The sequence below is a fragment of the Giesbergeria giesbergeri genome (genome assembly GCF_054779375.1).
Genome location: NZ_BAAGYJ010000004.1, coordinates 34,155 through 48,375, shown reverse-complemented (window position 1 = coordinate 48,375; position 14,221 = coordinate 34,155). Strand labels below are relative to the sequence as shown.

Sequence of the window (14,221 nt, the reverse complement as noted above, 5' to 3'; positions counted from 1 at the left end):
CTCAATCAACCATCTCAAAGCGCACGGCGACGGCCTCGCGCGGAACGAGGCACGACACCGTGCCCAGGCGCGGGCGCATGGCGGTGCGCACGCCACCGCCGCCTGCCGGTCCGCAGGTGTAGAGCGTGGTCACCTCGCGCAGCAGGCGCTGGGCGCTGGCGTGTTCACGGTGCTGCAGGGCTACACGCAGGCGCACGTCGCGGGCATCGTTGCTATCGTTTGCGGGTACATTGAGCCAGCGGCTGGTGTCGTCACCCAATACGCTGGTCACGCCGATGAGGTCGATGCGCAGTGGGCCCAGACCATGTAAACGCTCACGCAGCACCTCGCCCGCCAGACGCGCGCGGCCCTCGGCGCGTGGGCCTGCATAGGAGATTTCTCCCTCGGCAAACCAGCCGGATTCAAAGCACACGTTGACTTTGAGCGTGGCAGGCTGGGCGTGGCCCCGCACGCCGTCCAGCCGCACGGCGTCGGTGCCCACGGCCTGCACACGGGCCTGGGTGATGTCGGCCACCACATCGGGCGTGATGTAGGCAGCAGGGTCGTGCAGCTCATACAGCAGCTGCTCTTTGACGGTGCGCTCATCGATGCGCCCGCCTGTGCTGGGCGGTTTCGTGATGGTGCAGTGGCCGTCGGAGTCGATCTCGGCAATGGGATAACCGAGCGTGGCCAGACCGGGAACGTCCTTGTAGCCCGGATCGGCAAAGTAGCCGCCTGTGACCTGTGCGCCGCATTCGAGAAGATGCCCTGCCATGGTGGCGCGGGCTAGCCGGTCCCAGTCGTCTGACGCCCAACCGTAGTGCGCTAGGGCTGGGCCCAGCACCAGCGAGGGGTCGGCCACGCGACCGCAGACGACGATGTCTGCCCCGTTGCGCAAGGCATCGGCAATGGCCTGCGCACCGATGTAGGCGTTTGCACTCACTATGGGGGCGGTGGGCATGGCATCACCCAGTGCGCTTTCCAGCAGTGCGCGGTGTTCAGGACCGCTCAGGTCGTCGCCCTGCAGCACGGCAATGCGCGGGCGCTGCAAGCCCAACTCGGCTGCCAACGCGTGGATGCGGCGGGCAGCGCCGTGTGGGTTGGCGGCGCCAAAGTTGCTGACGATACGCACACCGTGGGTCAAGCACTGCGCAAGCACGGGGTGCAGCAAATCGACCAGCAAGGGTTCGTAGCCCGCATCGGGGTCGGTACGGCGGGCAAGCTGGGCCAAGGCCAGTGTGCGCTCGGCCAGGGTTTCGAAAATCAGCACCGAGGGCTTGCCACTGGCAATGAGTGCCTGCACCATCGGTAAAGCGGCATCAGTGCGGTCGCCCGAAAAGCCAGCGGCGCAGCCGACCAGTAGATTGGTGTTGTTTGCCATGGGTTCTTTGTCTCCTAGAACCACTGTAGAGAGATTGCAGTATTCTGTGAAATCGATTGTTATGATGAATCCATCTGTATTTCAGATGAATTGCTTGGCAGCCGATTTCCGATCCACAGCACAAGACATGAGCACCACCCATCTCTCCAGCCGCCAACTCGACGCCTTCATCGCGCTGGCCGAGCAGCGCAGCTTCACGCGCGCAGCGGCGCTGTGCCACCTGTCGCAGCCCGCATTCAGCGCCCTCATCCGGGCGCTGGAAGATGACCTGGGCCTGCGCCTGTTCGATCGCAGCACGCGCCATGTGGACCTGACGCCTGAGGGTCGGAAATTTTTGGAGTCGGCCCGCCGCATCCGTATCGAGATAACCAACGCACTGTCTGCCGTGCGCGATGCAGCCACGCTGCAGCGCGGCCGCGTGGCAGTGGCGCTGCTGCCTTCGTTGGCTGCTGGCTGGCTGCCGGACGTTCTGGCGCAGTACAGCGCTGCGCACCCTGGCATCGAGATCGACATCGCTGATGTGCTTTCAGAGCCCTGCATCGACCGCGTGGCCAGCGGCCATGCCGACTTCGCGCTCGCCGCCATCCGTGCCGACACTCCGGCGCTACAGGCCGAACCCTTTTGTACGGACAACTTTTACCTAGTGTGCCCCGCCGAGCACCCACTGTCCCGCTTGTCTCAAGCCATCACTACACAGGACCTAGCAGCCTGGCCGTTCATCCACCTTGCACGCACCAGCAGCGTGCGCCAGTACTTGGATGCTGCGCTGCACCCGCAGGCCATGCACACGCTGATGGAAGTCGAACAGTTGGCCACCGTGATGGGCATGGTGCGCGCAGGACTGGGTATCAGCGTGGTGCCTGCACTCACACAGTTTCATTTTGAGCAACCGGGCCTGGTCACGCGGCCGCTGTCGTTGCCAAGCCTCACACGGCAAATCTATCTGGTGCGGCGGCGGGACGAAAGTCTGTCGGTGGCGGCGCAGGCGCTGTATGCGCTGGTCATGAAGAAGCGGCCGTGAGCATCACCCAGTGCGCGGGCATCCCTACCGTGTCTTCTGACTCTCAACCACCAAACGGTGTCAACGGGGGTATTTTGGGAAAATCGTACGTTAAGAGCGGCTAACACAACCCATAACAATCAGGTTTGTGGTCGAGCTGAGGCGTAAGTCAGTGAGTGGGCAGCGCGCCTGGTGCGGCAAGGTGCAGCAGGCCGTGTCGATAGTGGTGTTAGCGAAGGCTCTAAGCTCTGGGGGCTGTGACCAACGCTTCGCCTTGCACCAGCACCACCCCAAGGCGCTCTAACAAAGCACCAAACTCGGGCGAGGCCAGATAGGCATATTCCACAGCACGTTGGGCACCAATGGCATCGCCCAACACGGGAGTGCTGGCCGGGTGGCACATCAGCAAAGTGCCATCGGTGGCTTGTGCCAGCCACTGCGCCATGCGTGTGCCATAGGCGGCAGGTGTGGCCGCATCAAAGCCATAAACCCCAGCAAACGCCGTGTGGTGGCGTACGCCCCATTGCACCAGAGAGCGGCGCAGACTCCAGCCCCCCAGCACGGCCAACAGGGTGGCCTTGTTGAGCTCTGGCCGAGCCGGTAGGGTAGAACGAACCCACGGTACGTTGCGGCCATAGCGGGCGTGCAGCACCTGCAATAACGCGGTGCGCACCCCCGGCAGTTGGTGGACGTGCTGATGACCATCTACAAAATCGGGGGGCGTCCCTAGTTGCTGCTCAAACGCATCCAACTGGCGGTGCAAAATCGGCGCCATCTGTGCCGGGCGCAACTGCCCGGCATAAGCCCGTGCCAGCACTTGCACCAGACTGGGGGCGGCGGTGTGACCATGCCCCTCGGTCAAATTAAAGTGCAGTCCAACCTGCAAAGCCGGGCGCAGTGGCGGCAAAAGCTGGGCGGCTTCGGGCCAGCGCGGCGCTGTTGTCATACAACTGGTGGCACTCAGGCGGCCCGCTTGGGCCAGTGCCACCACAGCCGAATCTACCGCCGGGTGCAAGGCAAAATCGTCGGCACACAGGGTAATTTGCTTCATGGTGGTGGTTGGGCAAATGCCCAAAGTTTGCTACTGACAAAGGTGCCTACCGCTACCGCCAGCAACACCAGAAACAAGCTAATCAGGTAATGCCACGGCAGCCAGCGCAAAGCGGCAAAGTAGAGCACCTCATTGACTACAAAAGCCGCACAGGCCACCACAAAAAAGCGCGGTAACGCCTGCCGATGTGCCACACCTGCCTGGACAAACGTCAAAAGAGCATGCCCACCGTAACTGACCCAAAATGCCAGCAAAAAGGCCAACACATTGGCCGTCAACGGCAGCCATTGCAGCCCCTGCACCAACAACGCTACCACCAGCAAATGTGTGCTGGCGGCTGCGCCACCCACCAAAACAAAACGCAAAGGCTGGGGCCAGCTGCGCAGCCACATCAACAAGGCTTTCATGGGCGAGGGGGCGCCAGCGGGCTGTGGTCTTCGTCCTGCGCCAACAAATACACCGGGCGCTGCTTCACTTCTTCGTAAATGCGGCCAATGTATTCACCCAAAATACCAATCGACAGCAATTGCACCCCAGAAAACAGCATCACGCTGGCAGCCAGCGTGGGCCACCCCCCCACTGGGTTGCCAAACAACAGGGTGCTCACTGTGATCCACAAACCGTAAGCTATAGCCAATAGCGAAATACACCCCCCAGCCACGCTCCAAAAGCGCAGGGGCAGTGTAGTAAAAGAGGTCAGCCCCAACAGTGCCAGCGCCCCCAAACGCCGCAGGCTAAAGCTGGATTGGCCGCTAAACCGCTCGGCGGGCACAAAGGGCAATGCCACGGTCGTGAAGCCCACCCAGGCATACAGCCCCTTCATGAAGCGGTTGCGCTCTGGCAAGGCTTTGAGGGCATCCACCACCTTGCGATCCATCAACCGAAAATCCCCTGCATTGCGAGGCATCTGGACGCTAGAGCCCCAGTTCATCAAGCGATAAAACACATTGGTGCCTAGGCGCTTGAGGCCACTCTCGGCGGCCCGGTCGGCAATGACGCCATAGACCATATCGTAGCCATTGCGCCAAAGATCGACCATGCGTGGCACCAGTTCCAGCGGGTGCTGAAAATCGGCATCGATCAACAGCACAACATTGCCCCGTGCGTGGTCAACCCCTGCCGACAACGCAGCCTCTTTGCCAAAATTGCGCGAAAACTCCAAGTACCGCACCCCCAGCGCCTGCGCTTGGGCCAGTGCCACCTCGCGCGTGGCATCGCGGCTACCATCGTTGATGACCAGAATCTCAAAATCGTTGGTCAGCGCCGCAGCACAGGTGTGCAAAGCTTGTAAAAATTCAGCCAGATGACCGGCTTCGTTGTAGGCAGGCACCACACAGCTCAAGCGCAGTGGCGGACGCGGATGCAGGGGTGTCATGGGTGGTGCAAAGGGACTCATGGCAGGCGGTGTGCCGGTGCAGGCTGTGGCAAAACATCAAACACGGCATAAACAAAGGTCTGGGGATGCGGAAAGCGCCATCCTTGACGCTGCACGGCCAACAATATGGGCTGTGCATTTTGCCCACGCTGCAACAGCCACTGTTGCGCTTGCTGGTCGCACAGCGTAGGCAGGGGCTGGCTGCCATCGGGCCGCACAGGGCCACGCGGACACAGCAGCATACCGGCCTGTTGGCTCCAGTTGGGATAGGGGTTGAAATGTGCTGGATAGGTGTCGGGCAAACCTGGCAAGGTTCGGGCGGTGGGCAACGCATAGAACGAGAGCAGAGCGTTTTCTGCCCAAGCTCCACCCACCCATGTCAAGGCGACTCCTGGGTGGCGCTGCGCCCAATCTTGGGCAATGGCCTGTGCAGCCTCGGCACTGGGGCGGTAATAACCCACCTGCCCCGTGCGCGCACTGCCTGTAGCCAATACCAGTGCTGCCAAGACAATGGTAGCCAATACCGGCCACACAGCCCGGTGCAACACCCGCAAGGCCGCCGCAGTGGCATGGGGCACAGCCATCTGTAGATTGCGCAACCACAACAATGAAAAGGCAAATCCAATCGGGATGGCCCACGGTGTGGACAATTCTGCTACACCAGCGATGCCAAAGGCCAAGGTCAAGGCCCAGGGTGCCACAGCCAACCAGAACAAGGCATCAGACCACCCTGTGGGCATCCAACTGCGCACCGCCAAACGCCACCATAGCGGCCAAAACGCTTGGGGCTGCACCTGCGCCTGTTGGTAACTGCACACCGCCACACAAGCGAGCCAGCCAGGCAACCAGTATAGGAGCGGCGCCAAAGCAAAGCGCAGCACATAGCCCCATTGGGTGTCTCCACTGCCCTGATCCATTGCATAGCCCAATGTGATCCAGCCATGCCCAGCCACCCAAGCAATATGGGGTGCCAACACCAAGCCAAACACGGCCAGCGCCACATAGGGGCGCGGTGTCAACAGCCACTGGCGCCCACTGGCAGTTAACAAGATGGGTAGCAGAAACCCAGCCAGAAACACACCACTGTAATACTTGCTCAACATGCTGGCCCCCGCCAGCACACCCAGTGCAACACTGTAGGCCAGACCGCGCCAACCACGCTCTTGCCAGCTGGCTAACAATAAGGCCGCTGTCCAAGGCCACAGCGATAACAATTGGCTGTTGGCATTGAATTTGGCCGCCAGCGTGGTGTAGGGCAGGCACCACATCAGCAACAAGACCGCCACGGGCGCTATATTGCGCAAGCCCAAACGCACCCCCAAGTGCCATACCCCCCACAAACCCACGGCTACATTGGCATAAGACAACAAGTGGTAGAACAGGTCGGTTTGCGGAAAAATGGCGAACCACACCCCCACCACCCAGGCAAAGAAGGGGGGATGCTTGTGCGTGCCCCACTCCCAAGCTTGTGCCCAAGCGTAGTTCTCCAACATATCGTGGTAGCCGTCCAGGTTGCCTCTGGCCAGCCACTGTGCCAACGCCCACAGCAGGCAAGAGACACCCGCAGCCACCACGCCCGAGGCGCTAGACCAGGAAGGAGCTGCCACAGCAGCCGACACAGAAGGCGGGGAAGTTTTCAAGGACAGACAGACCCAAAAAGACGGCCCGGAATTGTAGGTGGCTGCCGCACAATGGTTAGCATGAGCAAAAACACTCCTCTATCCATCGCATTTGAACCCGAATTTATCGCGGGCCTGAAAGACATCTTTGAGCAGCGCATCGTCTTTAACCAGCTCTTGGGGCTCAAGATCGTGAGCGTACAGCCCGAGCGTGTTGTGACGCGCATCGACATGAAGCCCGAGTTGGTAGGCCACTTTGCCTACCACCGGGTGCATGGTGGTGTCATCAGTGCCGGACTAGACGCTACGGGCGCATTGGCCGTCATGGCAGCCACGGGTGCCAAACACATGGACGAGCCGCCAGCGCAGCGCCTGCAACGCTTTGGCAAACTCGGCACGATTGACCTGCGCGTAGACTACCTGCGCCCCGGTATTGGCACGCATTTTGAGCTGCACGCCCAGGTGTTGCGTCTGGGCTCGCGGGTGGCCAGCACCCGAATGGAGTTTTTGGGGCCAGAAGGACAGTTGATGTCGGCAGGTTCGGCAGCCTACATCGTCTCCTGACAACCGCCCACAACGCTCAAGCCGCTGGCGTTTGGCAAGGCAATGGCTGTGGTAGGGGGCGCGGGCGGCCTTCGTGGTCAATAGCCACATAGGTGAGGCGGGCCTCTGTGACTTTGACGTAGCGCCCCTGTTCGGTAAAGCACTCGGCAAACACATCTACCTGCACGGTGATGGAGGTTGTGCCAATGCGAATCACCTTGGAATAAAACGACAGCAAATCGCCCACCCGCACCGGCTGTTTGAAGATGAACTCATTCACCGCCACCGTAGCCATACGGCCCCGCGCATAGCGGTTGGGCAAAATGGAGCCAGCAATATCCACCTGAGCCATGACCCAACCACCAAAGATGTCACCGTTGACATTGCAGTCGGCAGGCATGGGCACCACTTTGAGTACCAGCTCCATATCGGTGGGGAGCTGCACATTCGGTGAACGGGTGGGTGCAACAGTACAGGTGGAAGTCATGGGCACAATCTCGGTAAGAATAACTTGAAGCATTGTCCTCCATGCGCCACCACGGCCACATCGCCCCCCCTGCTGCACCCGATGCGCCCCCCCCAACGCGCTCTGATTGGGCCACCCTCTCGCGCCTGTTGCCTTACCTCTGGCAATACAAATGGCGGGTGCTCGCTGCCATCGTCTTCATGCTGGCGGCCAAAGTGGCCAATGTGGGGGTGCCCGTACTGCTAAAAAACTTGGTGGATGCCATGTCCATCCAACCCGGCCAGCCCACCGCTTTGCTGGTAGTGCCTGTGGGGCTGCTATTGGCTTATGGTGGCCTGCGGCTGTCTACCTCGTTTTTTACAGAATTGCGCGAACTGGTGTTTTCTAAAGCCACGCAAGGTGCTGCGCGTGCCATTGCGCTGCAAACCTTTGAGCACCTCCATGCTTTGAGCCTGCGCTTTCATTTGGAGCGCCAAACGGGGGGCATGACGCGCGACATCGAGCGCGGTGTGCGCGGCATTGAATCACTGATCTCGTTCTCATTGTTCAACATTGGTGCCACGCTGATCGAAGTGCTGCTGGTGTTGTCAGTGTTGGGGGTCAAGTTTGATCTCTGGTTTGCGGGCATTACCTTGACAGCGTTGGTTTGCTACATCGCCTTTACCGTCTGGGTGACGGAGTGGCGTACACAATTTCGGCGCCAAGCCAATGAGTTTGATTCTGCCGCGCACAGCAAGGCCATTGATTCGCTACTCAACTACGAAACCGTCAAATACTTCAATAACGAGCGTTTTGAAGCACAACGCTACGACCAAAGCCTGCAACGCCTGCGCACAGCCCGCCTCAAGGCGCAAACCACCCTGTCCATGCTCAATGCGGGGCAGCAAATCATCATTGCGGTCGGTTTAGTTGCCATGCTCTGGCGAGCCACCCAAGGCGTGGCCGAGGGCCGCATGACGCTGGGCGATTTGGTGATGGTGAATGCCTTCATGATCCAGCTCTACATTCCGCTCAACTTTTTGGGCGTGATGTACCGTGAAATCAAGCAAAGCCTGACTGATCTGGACAAAATGTTCACGCTGATGGATCGCGAACGCGAAGTGGCCGATGCCTCTGGTGCATCGGCGTTGGTGGTGCCACGCGAAGGGGCTGCCCTGCGTTTTGAGGCCGTGCATTTTGCCTACGACCCGGCACGTCCCATCCTCAAGGGCATCAGCTTTGAGGTGCCTGCGGGCAAGACGGTGGCAGTGGTGGGGCCGTCGGGTTCGGGCAAATCAACACTGGCACGGCTGCTGTTTCGCTTCTATGACATCCAACAGGGCCACATCACCATTGCCGGGCAAGAATTGCGCCGAGTCACACAAGCCAGCGTGCGCCAGTCTATTGGCATCGTGCCACAAGACACCGTGCTGTTCAACGACACGGTGGAATACAACATTGCCTATGGCCGCCCTGGTGCCAGCCGTGCCGAGGTAGAAGAAGCGGCCCGTGCGGCCCGAATCCACGATTTCATTGCCGCCACTCCCAAGGGGTATGACACGATGGTGGGTGAACGCGGCCTCAAACTCTCAGGCGGTGAAAAACAGCGTGTGGCTATTGCCCGCACCTTGCTCAAGAACCCCCCCATTTTGATTTTTGACGAGGCGACATCAGCGTTGGACTCGGCCAACGAGCGTGCCATCCAGACCGAGTTGAGCAATGTGGCACAAAACAAAACCACGTTGGTGATTGCACACCGGCTGTCCACCGTCGTAGATGCGCACGAGATTTTGGTCATGGAGGCAGGCCAGATCATTGAGCGGGGCACCCATACCCAACTGCTGGCCGCCAACGGCCGCTACGCCAACATGTGGGCCTTGCAGCAAAGCGGCGAGGCCGCCTAAGCTTGTGCTATACACCGCCTTTCACCGACAGCCCTATTTTTTGAGACAAATCCATGAGCGCACTCCAAGATTCCGTGGTCTATGGCACAGAAGATGTGCTGGTCAGCCTGTGCAACTCTGTTACTAGGGTGCTGAACGTAGCTACCCAGACCCAGATCAACTACTCCGGCATGGTGCAGCGCATCAGCAAAACCTGCCTCAAACCCGACATTGGTTGCTTTGTGTTGTTTGATGGGGGCTTTTCTGGGCTGGTGATCATCAATTTCTCTGGCGCAGCCGCCATGGAAATCTACGAGAGCTACATGCTCAGCATGGGCATGTCCAAAAGTGAGCTGGCCAACTCTTTCACTTCGGATGAAGTCAGCAACGTCATGGGCGAGCTCATGAACCAAGTGGTTGGAGACTTTACGGGCAAAGTGCGCCGTGAGCTGCAAACACACATCACGCAAAACCAGCCCAAAATGTTGGTGCTCAACAAAGAGGTGGTGCTCAATGTGGATGCCAACCTAGACCAGCCCGAAGCCCGCCGAGTCACTTTTTACACCAGCGCCAACAACATTTTCTATTTGGAGATGGCGATTGACCGCACTGAATTTATCAAACTCTACGAGTTTGAACCCCAGGCTGCGCCCGATCCTGACGCCCTCATGGCCCAGACCCGCGAAACCGCTGCGGCCCCCACCCCCGCGCCCCAAGCCCTGAGCGAAACCGACGAGCTGCTCAAGTCACTGGGGATGTGAAAACCGCCGGAGTCTCTCTTCTTTGGCGATAGGGCCAGCAGCACCCGCAGACGCGCTGGCCCTTGTCGTGCTCACTTCTTGCGGGCTGCAATGTCTTTCTCGGCTTGGGCTACCAGATCGGCACCGATCTGGCCCTTCCACTTATCTACTACCGGACGGGTGGCTTTGACAAAGGCGTCACGCTCGGCAGCCGTCAACTCGGTCACAGTGGCACCGTTGGCTACCAATTGCTTGACCAATGGTTTGTCCGCCTCTACCAGCCCCTTACGGGCAATGACGATCTGCTCTTTACCAGCGTCAATCGCGGCCTGCTTGACGATCTCGCGGTCTTCGGGTGTCCAAGAATTCCAGATGTCTTTGTTGACCACAAACACCAACGGATCATTCATGTAGCCCCACAAGGTCACATACTTTTGTGCCACAGTGTGCAGCTTGGCTGCCTGATAGACCGACAGGGGGTTCTCTTGACCATCCACCGCACCGCTGGCCATGGCGGGCTGGGCATCGGCCCAACTCATTTGCGTTGGGTTGGCCCCCAGCGCCGTGAAGGTGTCTAAGAACAGCGGAGAGCCGACCACGCGAATTTTCATGCCCTTGAGGTCTGCCGGAGACTTGATGGGCTTTTTGGAGTTGGTGATCTCACGATAACCGTTCTCCCCCCAAGCCAGTGGCACTACACCTGCTTTGTCCAGCGTCTGGAACAAGCTCTTGCCCACCGTGCCTTGGGTTAGCGCATCGGTGGCAGCATAGTCGGGCATCAAAAAAGGTAGCGAGAACAGGTTGAGCTGCTTGACTTGGGGCGACCAGTTGATGGTCGAGCCAATCGCCATGTCAATCACACCTTGGCGCAACGCCGAAAATTCACGGGTCTGGTCGCCCTGGATCAACGAGACGCCGGGATAGAGCTTGATATTGATACGGCCCTGGGTACGCTCACGCACTTTGTTGGCCCAAAGCTCGCCGCCCTTGCCCCAAGGAAAGGCCGTGCCCAACACCAACGACATGCGGTATTCACTCTTGTAAGCGGCCTGCTGTGCCATCACTGCGGGGGCTGTGAAAGCCAGCGTGGCAGCTGCAGCGACGGTGCTCATCAGAAAGGTACGCAGTTTCATTCATTTTCTCCTTGGAGATCAATAGCCCAAGCGGGCGGGGAGCCACAATGCCAGTGGCGGAAACGCAATCACCAGCACCATGACCAAGAACATGGCAAACAACATCCAGCCGACCCAACGCACGGTGGACTCCATGCGCACACCGGCAATGCGGCACGACACCATTAGATTGACAGCCAACGGCGGCGTAAATTGGCCCAGTGCCACCTTGAGCGTCAAGATCACACCAAACCATACTGGATCCCAGCCATAGTGCTGCATGATGGGCAACAACAAGGGCACGAAAATCAAAAAGATGGAAATGCCATCCAAAAACATGCCCACCGTCACCAGCAGCAAAATCAACAGCGCCAGCACGCCATACTCACCCAAGCCGGAGTTGACAATGGCTTTTGCTATGGGGTCAATCACTCCCAGGGTAGAGAGTGAATAGGCAAAAATCCCCGCCAGCGACACCACCAGCAAAATCACTGCGGACAACTCGCCCGACTCCCGCAAAATGGGAAACAGGTCGCGCACACTGATCGTGCGGTGAATCACCATGCCCACAAACAAGCCGTAAAACACAGCCACCACGGCAGCCTCGGTGGGTGTAAACCAACCTGCACGCATCCCACCCAAAATGAGAACGGGCGCGGCCAAGCCCCAGGCCGCCTCGCGCAGGCTTTGCCAAAACGGTGGGCGGGGCATATCGGCCTCCAGAGCGCCCATCTGGTGTTTGCGCGCCATCCACACTGCAGGCACGATCAAGGCCAACCCAGCCAGCACACCTGGCACCATACCGGCAGCAAACAGGGCAGGCACCGAAGCGCCTGGCACCAAGACCGAATAAATGATGAAAGCCACTGAAGGGGGAATCAGAATGTCGGTAGCCGCTGCAGCGCCCACCACGCTGGCCGAAAACGACGCGGGATAACCAGCGCGTGACATGGCCGCAATCATCACCCCGCCCACAGCCGCAGCATTGGCCGGGCCAGAGCCGGAAATGCCACCCAAGAACATGGCTACTGCAATGGCGACCAGTGGCAACATACCGGGGCCACGCCCCACAATGGCTACCGCAAAATTGACCAGTCGCAGGGCCACGCCCGAACGGTCAAAAATAGAGCCCACCAACACAAACATAGGGATTGCCAGCAGGGGGTATTTGCCCAGCCCGGCATAAAAGTTCTGTGGCACTGCCAACAGCCCCAACCATTGTGCGTCTTGGTTGGCTAGCGCAATAGCGGCGGCACCGGCCAAACCCAAGGCAGCGCCAATAGGCACGCCTATCAGCATCATCAACAGAAAAATAGCAAACAGCAGCGTGGCAATCATTGGGCATCCTCCAAGAACTCCACATCTGGCTGCTTGCCGCGCCGGATAAACAAACCTATGGCCCGCACCGTGATCAAAGCTGACAAGATGGGCAGCCAGATGGAATACCACCACTGCGGCACACCAATGCCGGGCGAGGTCTCTTCAAAACGATAGTCGTCCCAGACCACACGCACACTCAACACCGCAATGGCAGCAAACAGCAATGCCACCATCAAGGCACCAAAACGGGCCAGAAAGCGCCGCCGGGCACCCGAGCCACTCTCCGCAAAGTATTCGATGCGGATATGCCGATCACGGGCTACGGCAGCCGAACCTGCTACCAGTGCCAGAGCAATCATCAGAAAGACGGAAATCTCTTCTGTCCATGCAATCGAACTGTCGGTGAAGTAACGGGCCAGCACATTGGCCAAAGTGATCAAGGCCAAAGCTGCCATGATCAGCACGGTCAACCCGTCTTCGATATACAAGGAATGCGGTTCAGTGGCAGGGGACACAGAAGCAGCGGGGCCAGCAGCAGTGTCTGGGCCAGAATGGGGAGGGGAAGACATGACAGGGGAAATCGGGGGAGAGCAAAAACGACAGAGGGGCCGCTGCGTATTGGCGTTGTGTGCCATCAGCCCGACCAGAATGCGCTGTAGACGCAGTTCTCCTATTATGCGGCCCTCTGTGGCTACCCCGATGGCACCACCACCTGCGCCGATAATGCCCCTATGGAAACCAAGTGGCTTGAAGACTTTGTCAGTCTGGCAGAAACCCGCAGCTTCAGTAGATCGGCGCAATTGCGCCATGTCACACAGCCAGCATTTTCGCGGCGTATCCAAGCATTAGAAGCTTGGGCAGGAGCCGATCTGGTCGATCGTAGCTCCTACCCTACCCGGCTCACACCTGCAGGCAAAACCCTCTACAACCAAGCATTGGAGATGTTGCAGGCGCTGCAAAACACACGCACCACCCTGCGCGCGCATGGCTCCTCCAGCCAAGACATGATCGAGTTTGCCGTGCCACACACACTGGCATTCACTTTTTTCCCGGCTTGGGTATCAAGCTTGCGAGCCCAATTTGGGCCGTTTAAGAGCAGGCTGATTGCCCTCAATGTCCATGATGCCGTGATGCGGTTGGTGGAAGGCAGTTGCGATTTGCTCATCACCTACCACCATGCATCACAACCCTTGCAGATTGATGCCCAACGCCACGATATGGTGGTGTTGGGGCAGGAAGTGCTGGCACCCTACACCAAGCCCGATGCACGGGGTCAGCCATTGCATGCGCTGCCGGGACGGGTGGCCCAGCCGCTGCCCTACTTGGGCTACGCACCGGGTGCCTATCTGGGGGGGGTGACTGAAATGATCCTCAAACAATCACCTTCGCCCATTCATTTGGATCGTGTGTACGAAACCGACATGGCCGAGGGGCTCAAGGCCATGGCGCTGGAAGGGCATGGCGTTGCCTTTTTACCCTACAGCGCCGTGGCGCAAGATCTGGCACAAGGCCGACTGGTGCGTGCCGAAGCTGCGGGGCTGCCCCTGTTGGAGCTGACAATGGACATACGCGCCTGCCGCGACAAGCCCTCAGGCAAAGAAACCACCAAAAGTACCGCACAAGCCCTATGGACATTTTTGCAGTCCCACCATACCGTGCAAATGGAGACAAACAGCACCTGATCCCATAAAAACTCAGGTGTCATTCGCCACAATGGCGCAATCCGGGCAAGTATCTTGCTAAGGTAACAATCTGTGCGATACCACCGTTTTT

Annotated in this window: 14 protein-coding genes; 5 read left to right on the top strand and 9 right to left on the bottom strand. The window is 59.2% G+C overall.

What is annotated here, in order from left to right; translation table 11 throughout:
* Position 1 precedes the first annotated feature (1 nt).
* Positions 2–1,360, bottom strand: a complete 1,359-nt coding sequence (locus tag ACYVB2_RS09185) for an acyclic terpene utilization AtuA family protein (protein WP_382432713.1) — start codon at positions 1,358–1,360, stop codon at positions 2–4.
* A 127-nt stretch (positions 1,361–1,487) separates the two neighbouring features.
* On the opposite strand from ACYVB2_RS09185, the gene ACYVB2_RS09180 reads away from it, so the two are divergent.
* Positions 1,488–2,381, top strand: coding sequence for a LysR family transcriptional regulator (locus tag ACYVB2_RS09180; protein WP_382432715.1), 894 nt, complete (start codon positions 1,488–1,490; stop codon positions 2,379–2,381).
* A gap of 220 nt (positions 2,382–2,601) precedes the next feature.
* Here the strand turns inward: ACYVB2_RS09180 and ACYVB2_RS09175 are convergent, their stop codons facing one another.
* Genes ACYVB2_RS09175 through ACYVB2_RS09160 form a run of 4 tightly spaced genes read right to left on the bottom strand, consistent with a single transcriptional unit; the run spans position 2,602 to position 6,426 of the window.
* The gene (locus tag ACYVB2_RS09175; RefSeq protein ID WP_382432717.1) at positions 2,602–3,411 is read right to left on the bottom strand and encodes a ChbG/HpnK family deacetylase; all 810 of its coding nucleotides are present in this window, start codon (positions 3,409–3,411) and stop codon (positions 2,602–2,604) included.
* Positions 3,408–3,818, bottom strand: a complete 411-nt coding sequence (locus tag ACYVB2_RS09170; protein ID WP_382432719.1) for a GtrA family protein — start codon at positions 3,816–3,818, stop codon at positions 3,408–3,410. The genes ACYVB2_RS09175 and ACYVB2_RS09170 overlap by 4 nt, the downstream gene beginning before the upstream one ends.
* Positions 3,815–4,807 (bottom strand): glycosyltransferase family 2 protein, encoded by a 993-nt coding sequence (locus ACYVB2_RS09165; RefSeq protein WP_460536262.1) that lies wholly within the window; start codon positions 4,805–4,807, stop codon positions 3,815–3,817. The genes ACYVB2_RS09170 and ACYVB2_RS09165 overlap by 4 nt, the downstream gene beginning before the upstream one ends.
* Positions 4,804–6,426 carry a glycosyltransferase family 39 protein gene (locus ACYVB2_RS09160; RefSeq protein WP_460536259.1) on the bottom strand — a complete coding sequence of 541 codons (1,623 nt, stop codon included), beginning with the start codon at positions 6,424–6,426 and terminating at the stop codon, positions 4,804–4,806. Before ACYVB2_RS09160 ends, ACYVB2_RS09165 begins: the two co-directional genes overlap by 4 nt.
* Before the next feature lie 60 nt (positions 6,427–6,486).
* On the opposite strand from ACYVB2_RS09160, the gene ACYVB2_RS09155 reads away from it, so the two are divergent.
* Positions 6,487–6,969, top strand: coding sequence for a thioesterase family protein (locus tag ACYVB2_RS09155; protein WP_382432724.1), 483 nt, complete (start codon positions 6,487–6,489; stop codon positions 6,967–6,969).
* Positions 6,970–6,985: 16 nt separating this feature from the next.
* Here the strand turns inward: ACYVB2_RS09155 and ACYVB2_RS09150 are convergent, their stop codons facing one another.
* Positions 6,986–7,435 carry an acyl-CoA thioesterase gene (locus ACYVB2_RS09150; RefSeq protein ID WP_382432726.1) on the bottom strand — a complete coding sequence of 150 codons (450 nt, stop codon included), beginning with the start codon at positions 7,433–7,435 and terminating at the stop codon, positions 6,986–6,988.
* A gap of 41 nt (positions 7,436–7,476) precedes the next feature.
* Here ACYVB2_RS09150 and ACYVB2_RS09145 point away from each other — a divergent pair, with 41 nt between their 5' ends.
* Together ACYVB2_RS09145 and ACYVB2_RS09140 are read left to right on the top strand one after the other, a co-directional pair.
* The gene (locus ACYVB2_RS09145) at positions 7,477–9,297 is read left to right on the top strand and encodes an ABCB family ABC transporter ATP-binding protein/permease (RefSeq protein WP_382432728.1); all 1,821 of its coding nucleotides are present in this window, start codon (positions 7,477–7,479) and stop codon (positions 9,295–9,297) included.
* Positions 9,298–9,350: 53 nt separating this feature from the next.
* On the top strand, positions 9,351–10,037 hold the full coding sequence (locus ACYVB2_RS09140) for a DUF3334 family protein (RefSeq protein ID WP_382432730.1): 687 nt from the start codon (positions 9,351–9,353) through the stop codon (positions 10,035–10,037).
* Between the two features lie 71 nt (positions 10,038–10,108).
* Here ACYVB2_RS09140 and ACYVB2_RS09135 read toward each other — a convergent pair whose 3' ends face one another.
* Genes ACYVB2_RS09135 through ACYVB2_RS09125 form a run of 3 tightly spaced genes read right to left on the bottom strand, consistent with a single transcriptional unit; the run spans position 10,109 to position 13,017 of the window.
* Complete coding sequence (locus tag ACYVB2_RS09135) at positions 10,109–11,149, bottom strand: DctP family TRAP transporter solute-binding subunit (RefSeq protein WP_382432732.1); 1,041 nt, start codon at positions 11,147–11,149, stop codon at positions 10,109–10,111.
* 18 nt (positions 11,150–11,167) lie between these two features.
* Positions 11,168–12,466, bottom strand: coding sequence for a TRAP transporter large permease (locus ACYVB2_RS09130; protein ID WP_382432734.1), 1,299 nt, complete (start codon positions 12,464–12,466; stop codon positions 11,168–11,170).
* Positions 12,463–13,017, bottom strand: a complete 555-nt coding sequence (locus ACYVB2_RS09125) for a TRAP transporter small permease (protein ID WP_382432736.1) — start codon at positions 13,015–13,017, stop codon at positions 12,463–12,465. Before ACYVB2_RS09125 ends, ACYVB2_RS09130 begins: the two co-directional genes overlap by 4 nt.
* Positions 13,018–13,179: 162 nt before the next feature.
* Here ACYVB2_RS09125 and ACYVB2_RS09120 point away from each other — a divergent pair, with 162 nt between their 5' ends.
* Positions 13,180–14,130 carry a LysR substrate-binding domain-containing protein gene (locus ACYVB2_RS09120; protein ID WP_382432738.1) on the top strand — a complete coding sequence of 317 codons (951 nt, stop codon included), beginning with the start codon at positions 13,180–13,182 and terminating at the stop codon, positions 14,128–14,130.
* The last annotated feature ends 91 nt before the right edge of the window (positions 14,131–14,221 follow it).

What these genes read in the sequence shown, in the direction of transcription:
- ACYVB2_RS09185 (WP_382432713.1), bottom strand. Translation starts at nt 1,360, where the DNA reads ATGGCAAACAACACCAATCTACTGGTCGGCTGCGCCGCTGGCTTTTCG.
- ACYVB2_RS09180 (WP_382432715.1), top strand. Translation starts at nt 1,488, where the DNA reads ATGAGCACCACCCATCTCTCCAGCCGCCAACTCGACGCCTTCATCGCG.
- ACYVB2_RS09175 (WP_382432717.1), bottom strand. Translation starts at nt 3,411, where the DNA reads ATGAAGCAAATTACCCTGTGTGCCGACGATTTTGCCTTGCACCCGGCG.
- ACYVB2_RS09170 (WP_382432719.1), bottom strand. Translation starts at nt 3,818, where the DNA reads ATGAAAGCCTTGTTGATGTGGCTGCGCAGCTGGCCCCAGCCTTTGCGT.
- ACYVB2_RS09165 (WP_460536262.1), bottom strand. Translation starts at nt 4,807, where the DNA reads ATGAGTCCCTTTGCACCACCCATGACACCCCTGCATCCGCGTCCGCCA.
- ACYVB2_RS09155 (WP_382432724.1), top strand. Translation starts at nt 6,487, where the DNA reads ATGAGCAAAAACACTCCTCTATCCATCGCATTTGAACCCGAATTTATC.
- ACYVB2_RS09150 (WP_382432726.1), bottom strand. Translation starts at nt 7,435, where the DNA reads ATGACTTCCACCTGTACTGTTGCACCCACCCGTTCACCGAATGTGCAG.
- ACYVB2_RS09145 (WP_382432728.1), top strand. Translation starts at nt 7,477, where the DNA reads ATGCGCCACCACGGCCACATCGCCCCCCCTGCTGCACCCGATGCGCCC.
- ACYVB2_RS09140 (WP_382432730.1), top strand. Translation starts at nt 9,351, where the DNA reads ATGAGCGCACTCCAAGATTCCGTGGTCTATGGCACAGAAGATGTGCTG.
- ACYVB2_RS09135 (WP_382432732.1), bottom strand. Translation starts at nt 11,149, where the DNA reads ATGAAACTGCGTACCTTTCTGATGAGCACCGTCGCTGCAGCTGCCACG.
- ACYVB2_RS09130 (WP_382432734.1), bottom strand. Translation starts at nt 12,466, where the DNA reads ATGATTGCCACGCTGCTGTTTGCTATTTTTCTGTTGATGATGCTGATA.
- ACYVB2_RS09125 (WP_382432736.1), bottom strand. Translation starts at nt 13,017, where the DNA reads ATGTCTTCCCCTCCCCATTCTGGCCCAGACACTGCTGCTGGCCCCGCT.
- ACYVB2_RS09120 (WP_382432738.1), top strand. Translation starts at nt 13,180, where the DNA reads ATGGAAACCAAGTGGCTTGAAGACTTTGTCAGTCTGGCAGAAACCCGC.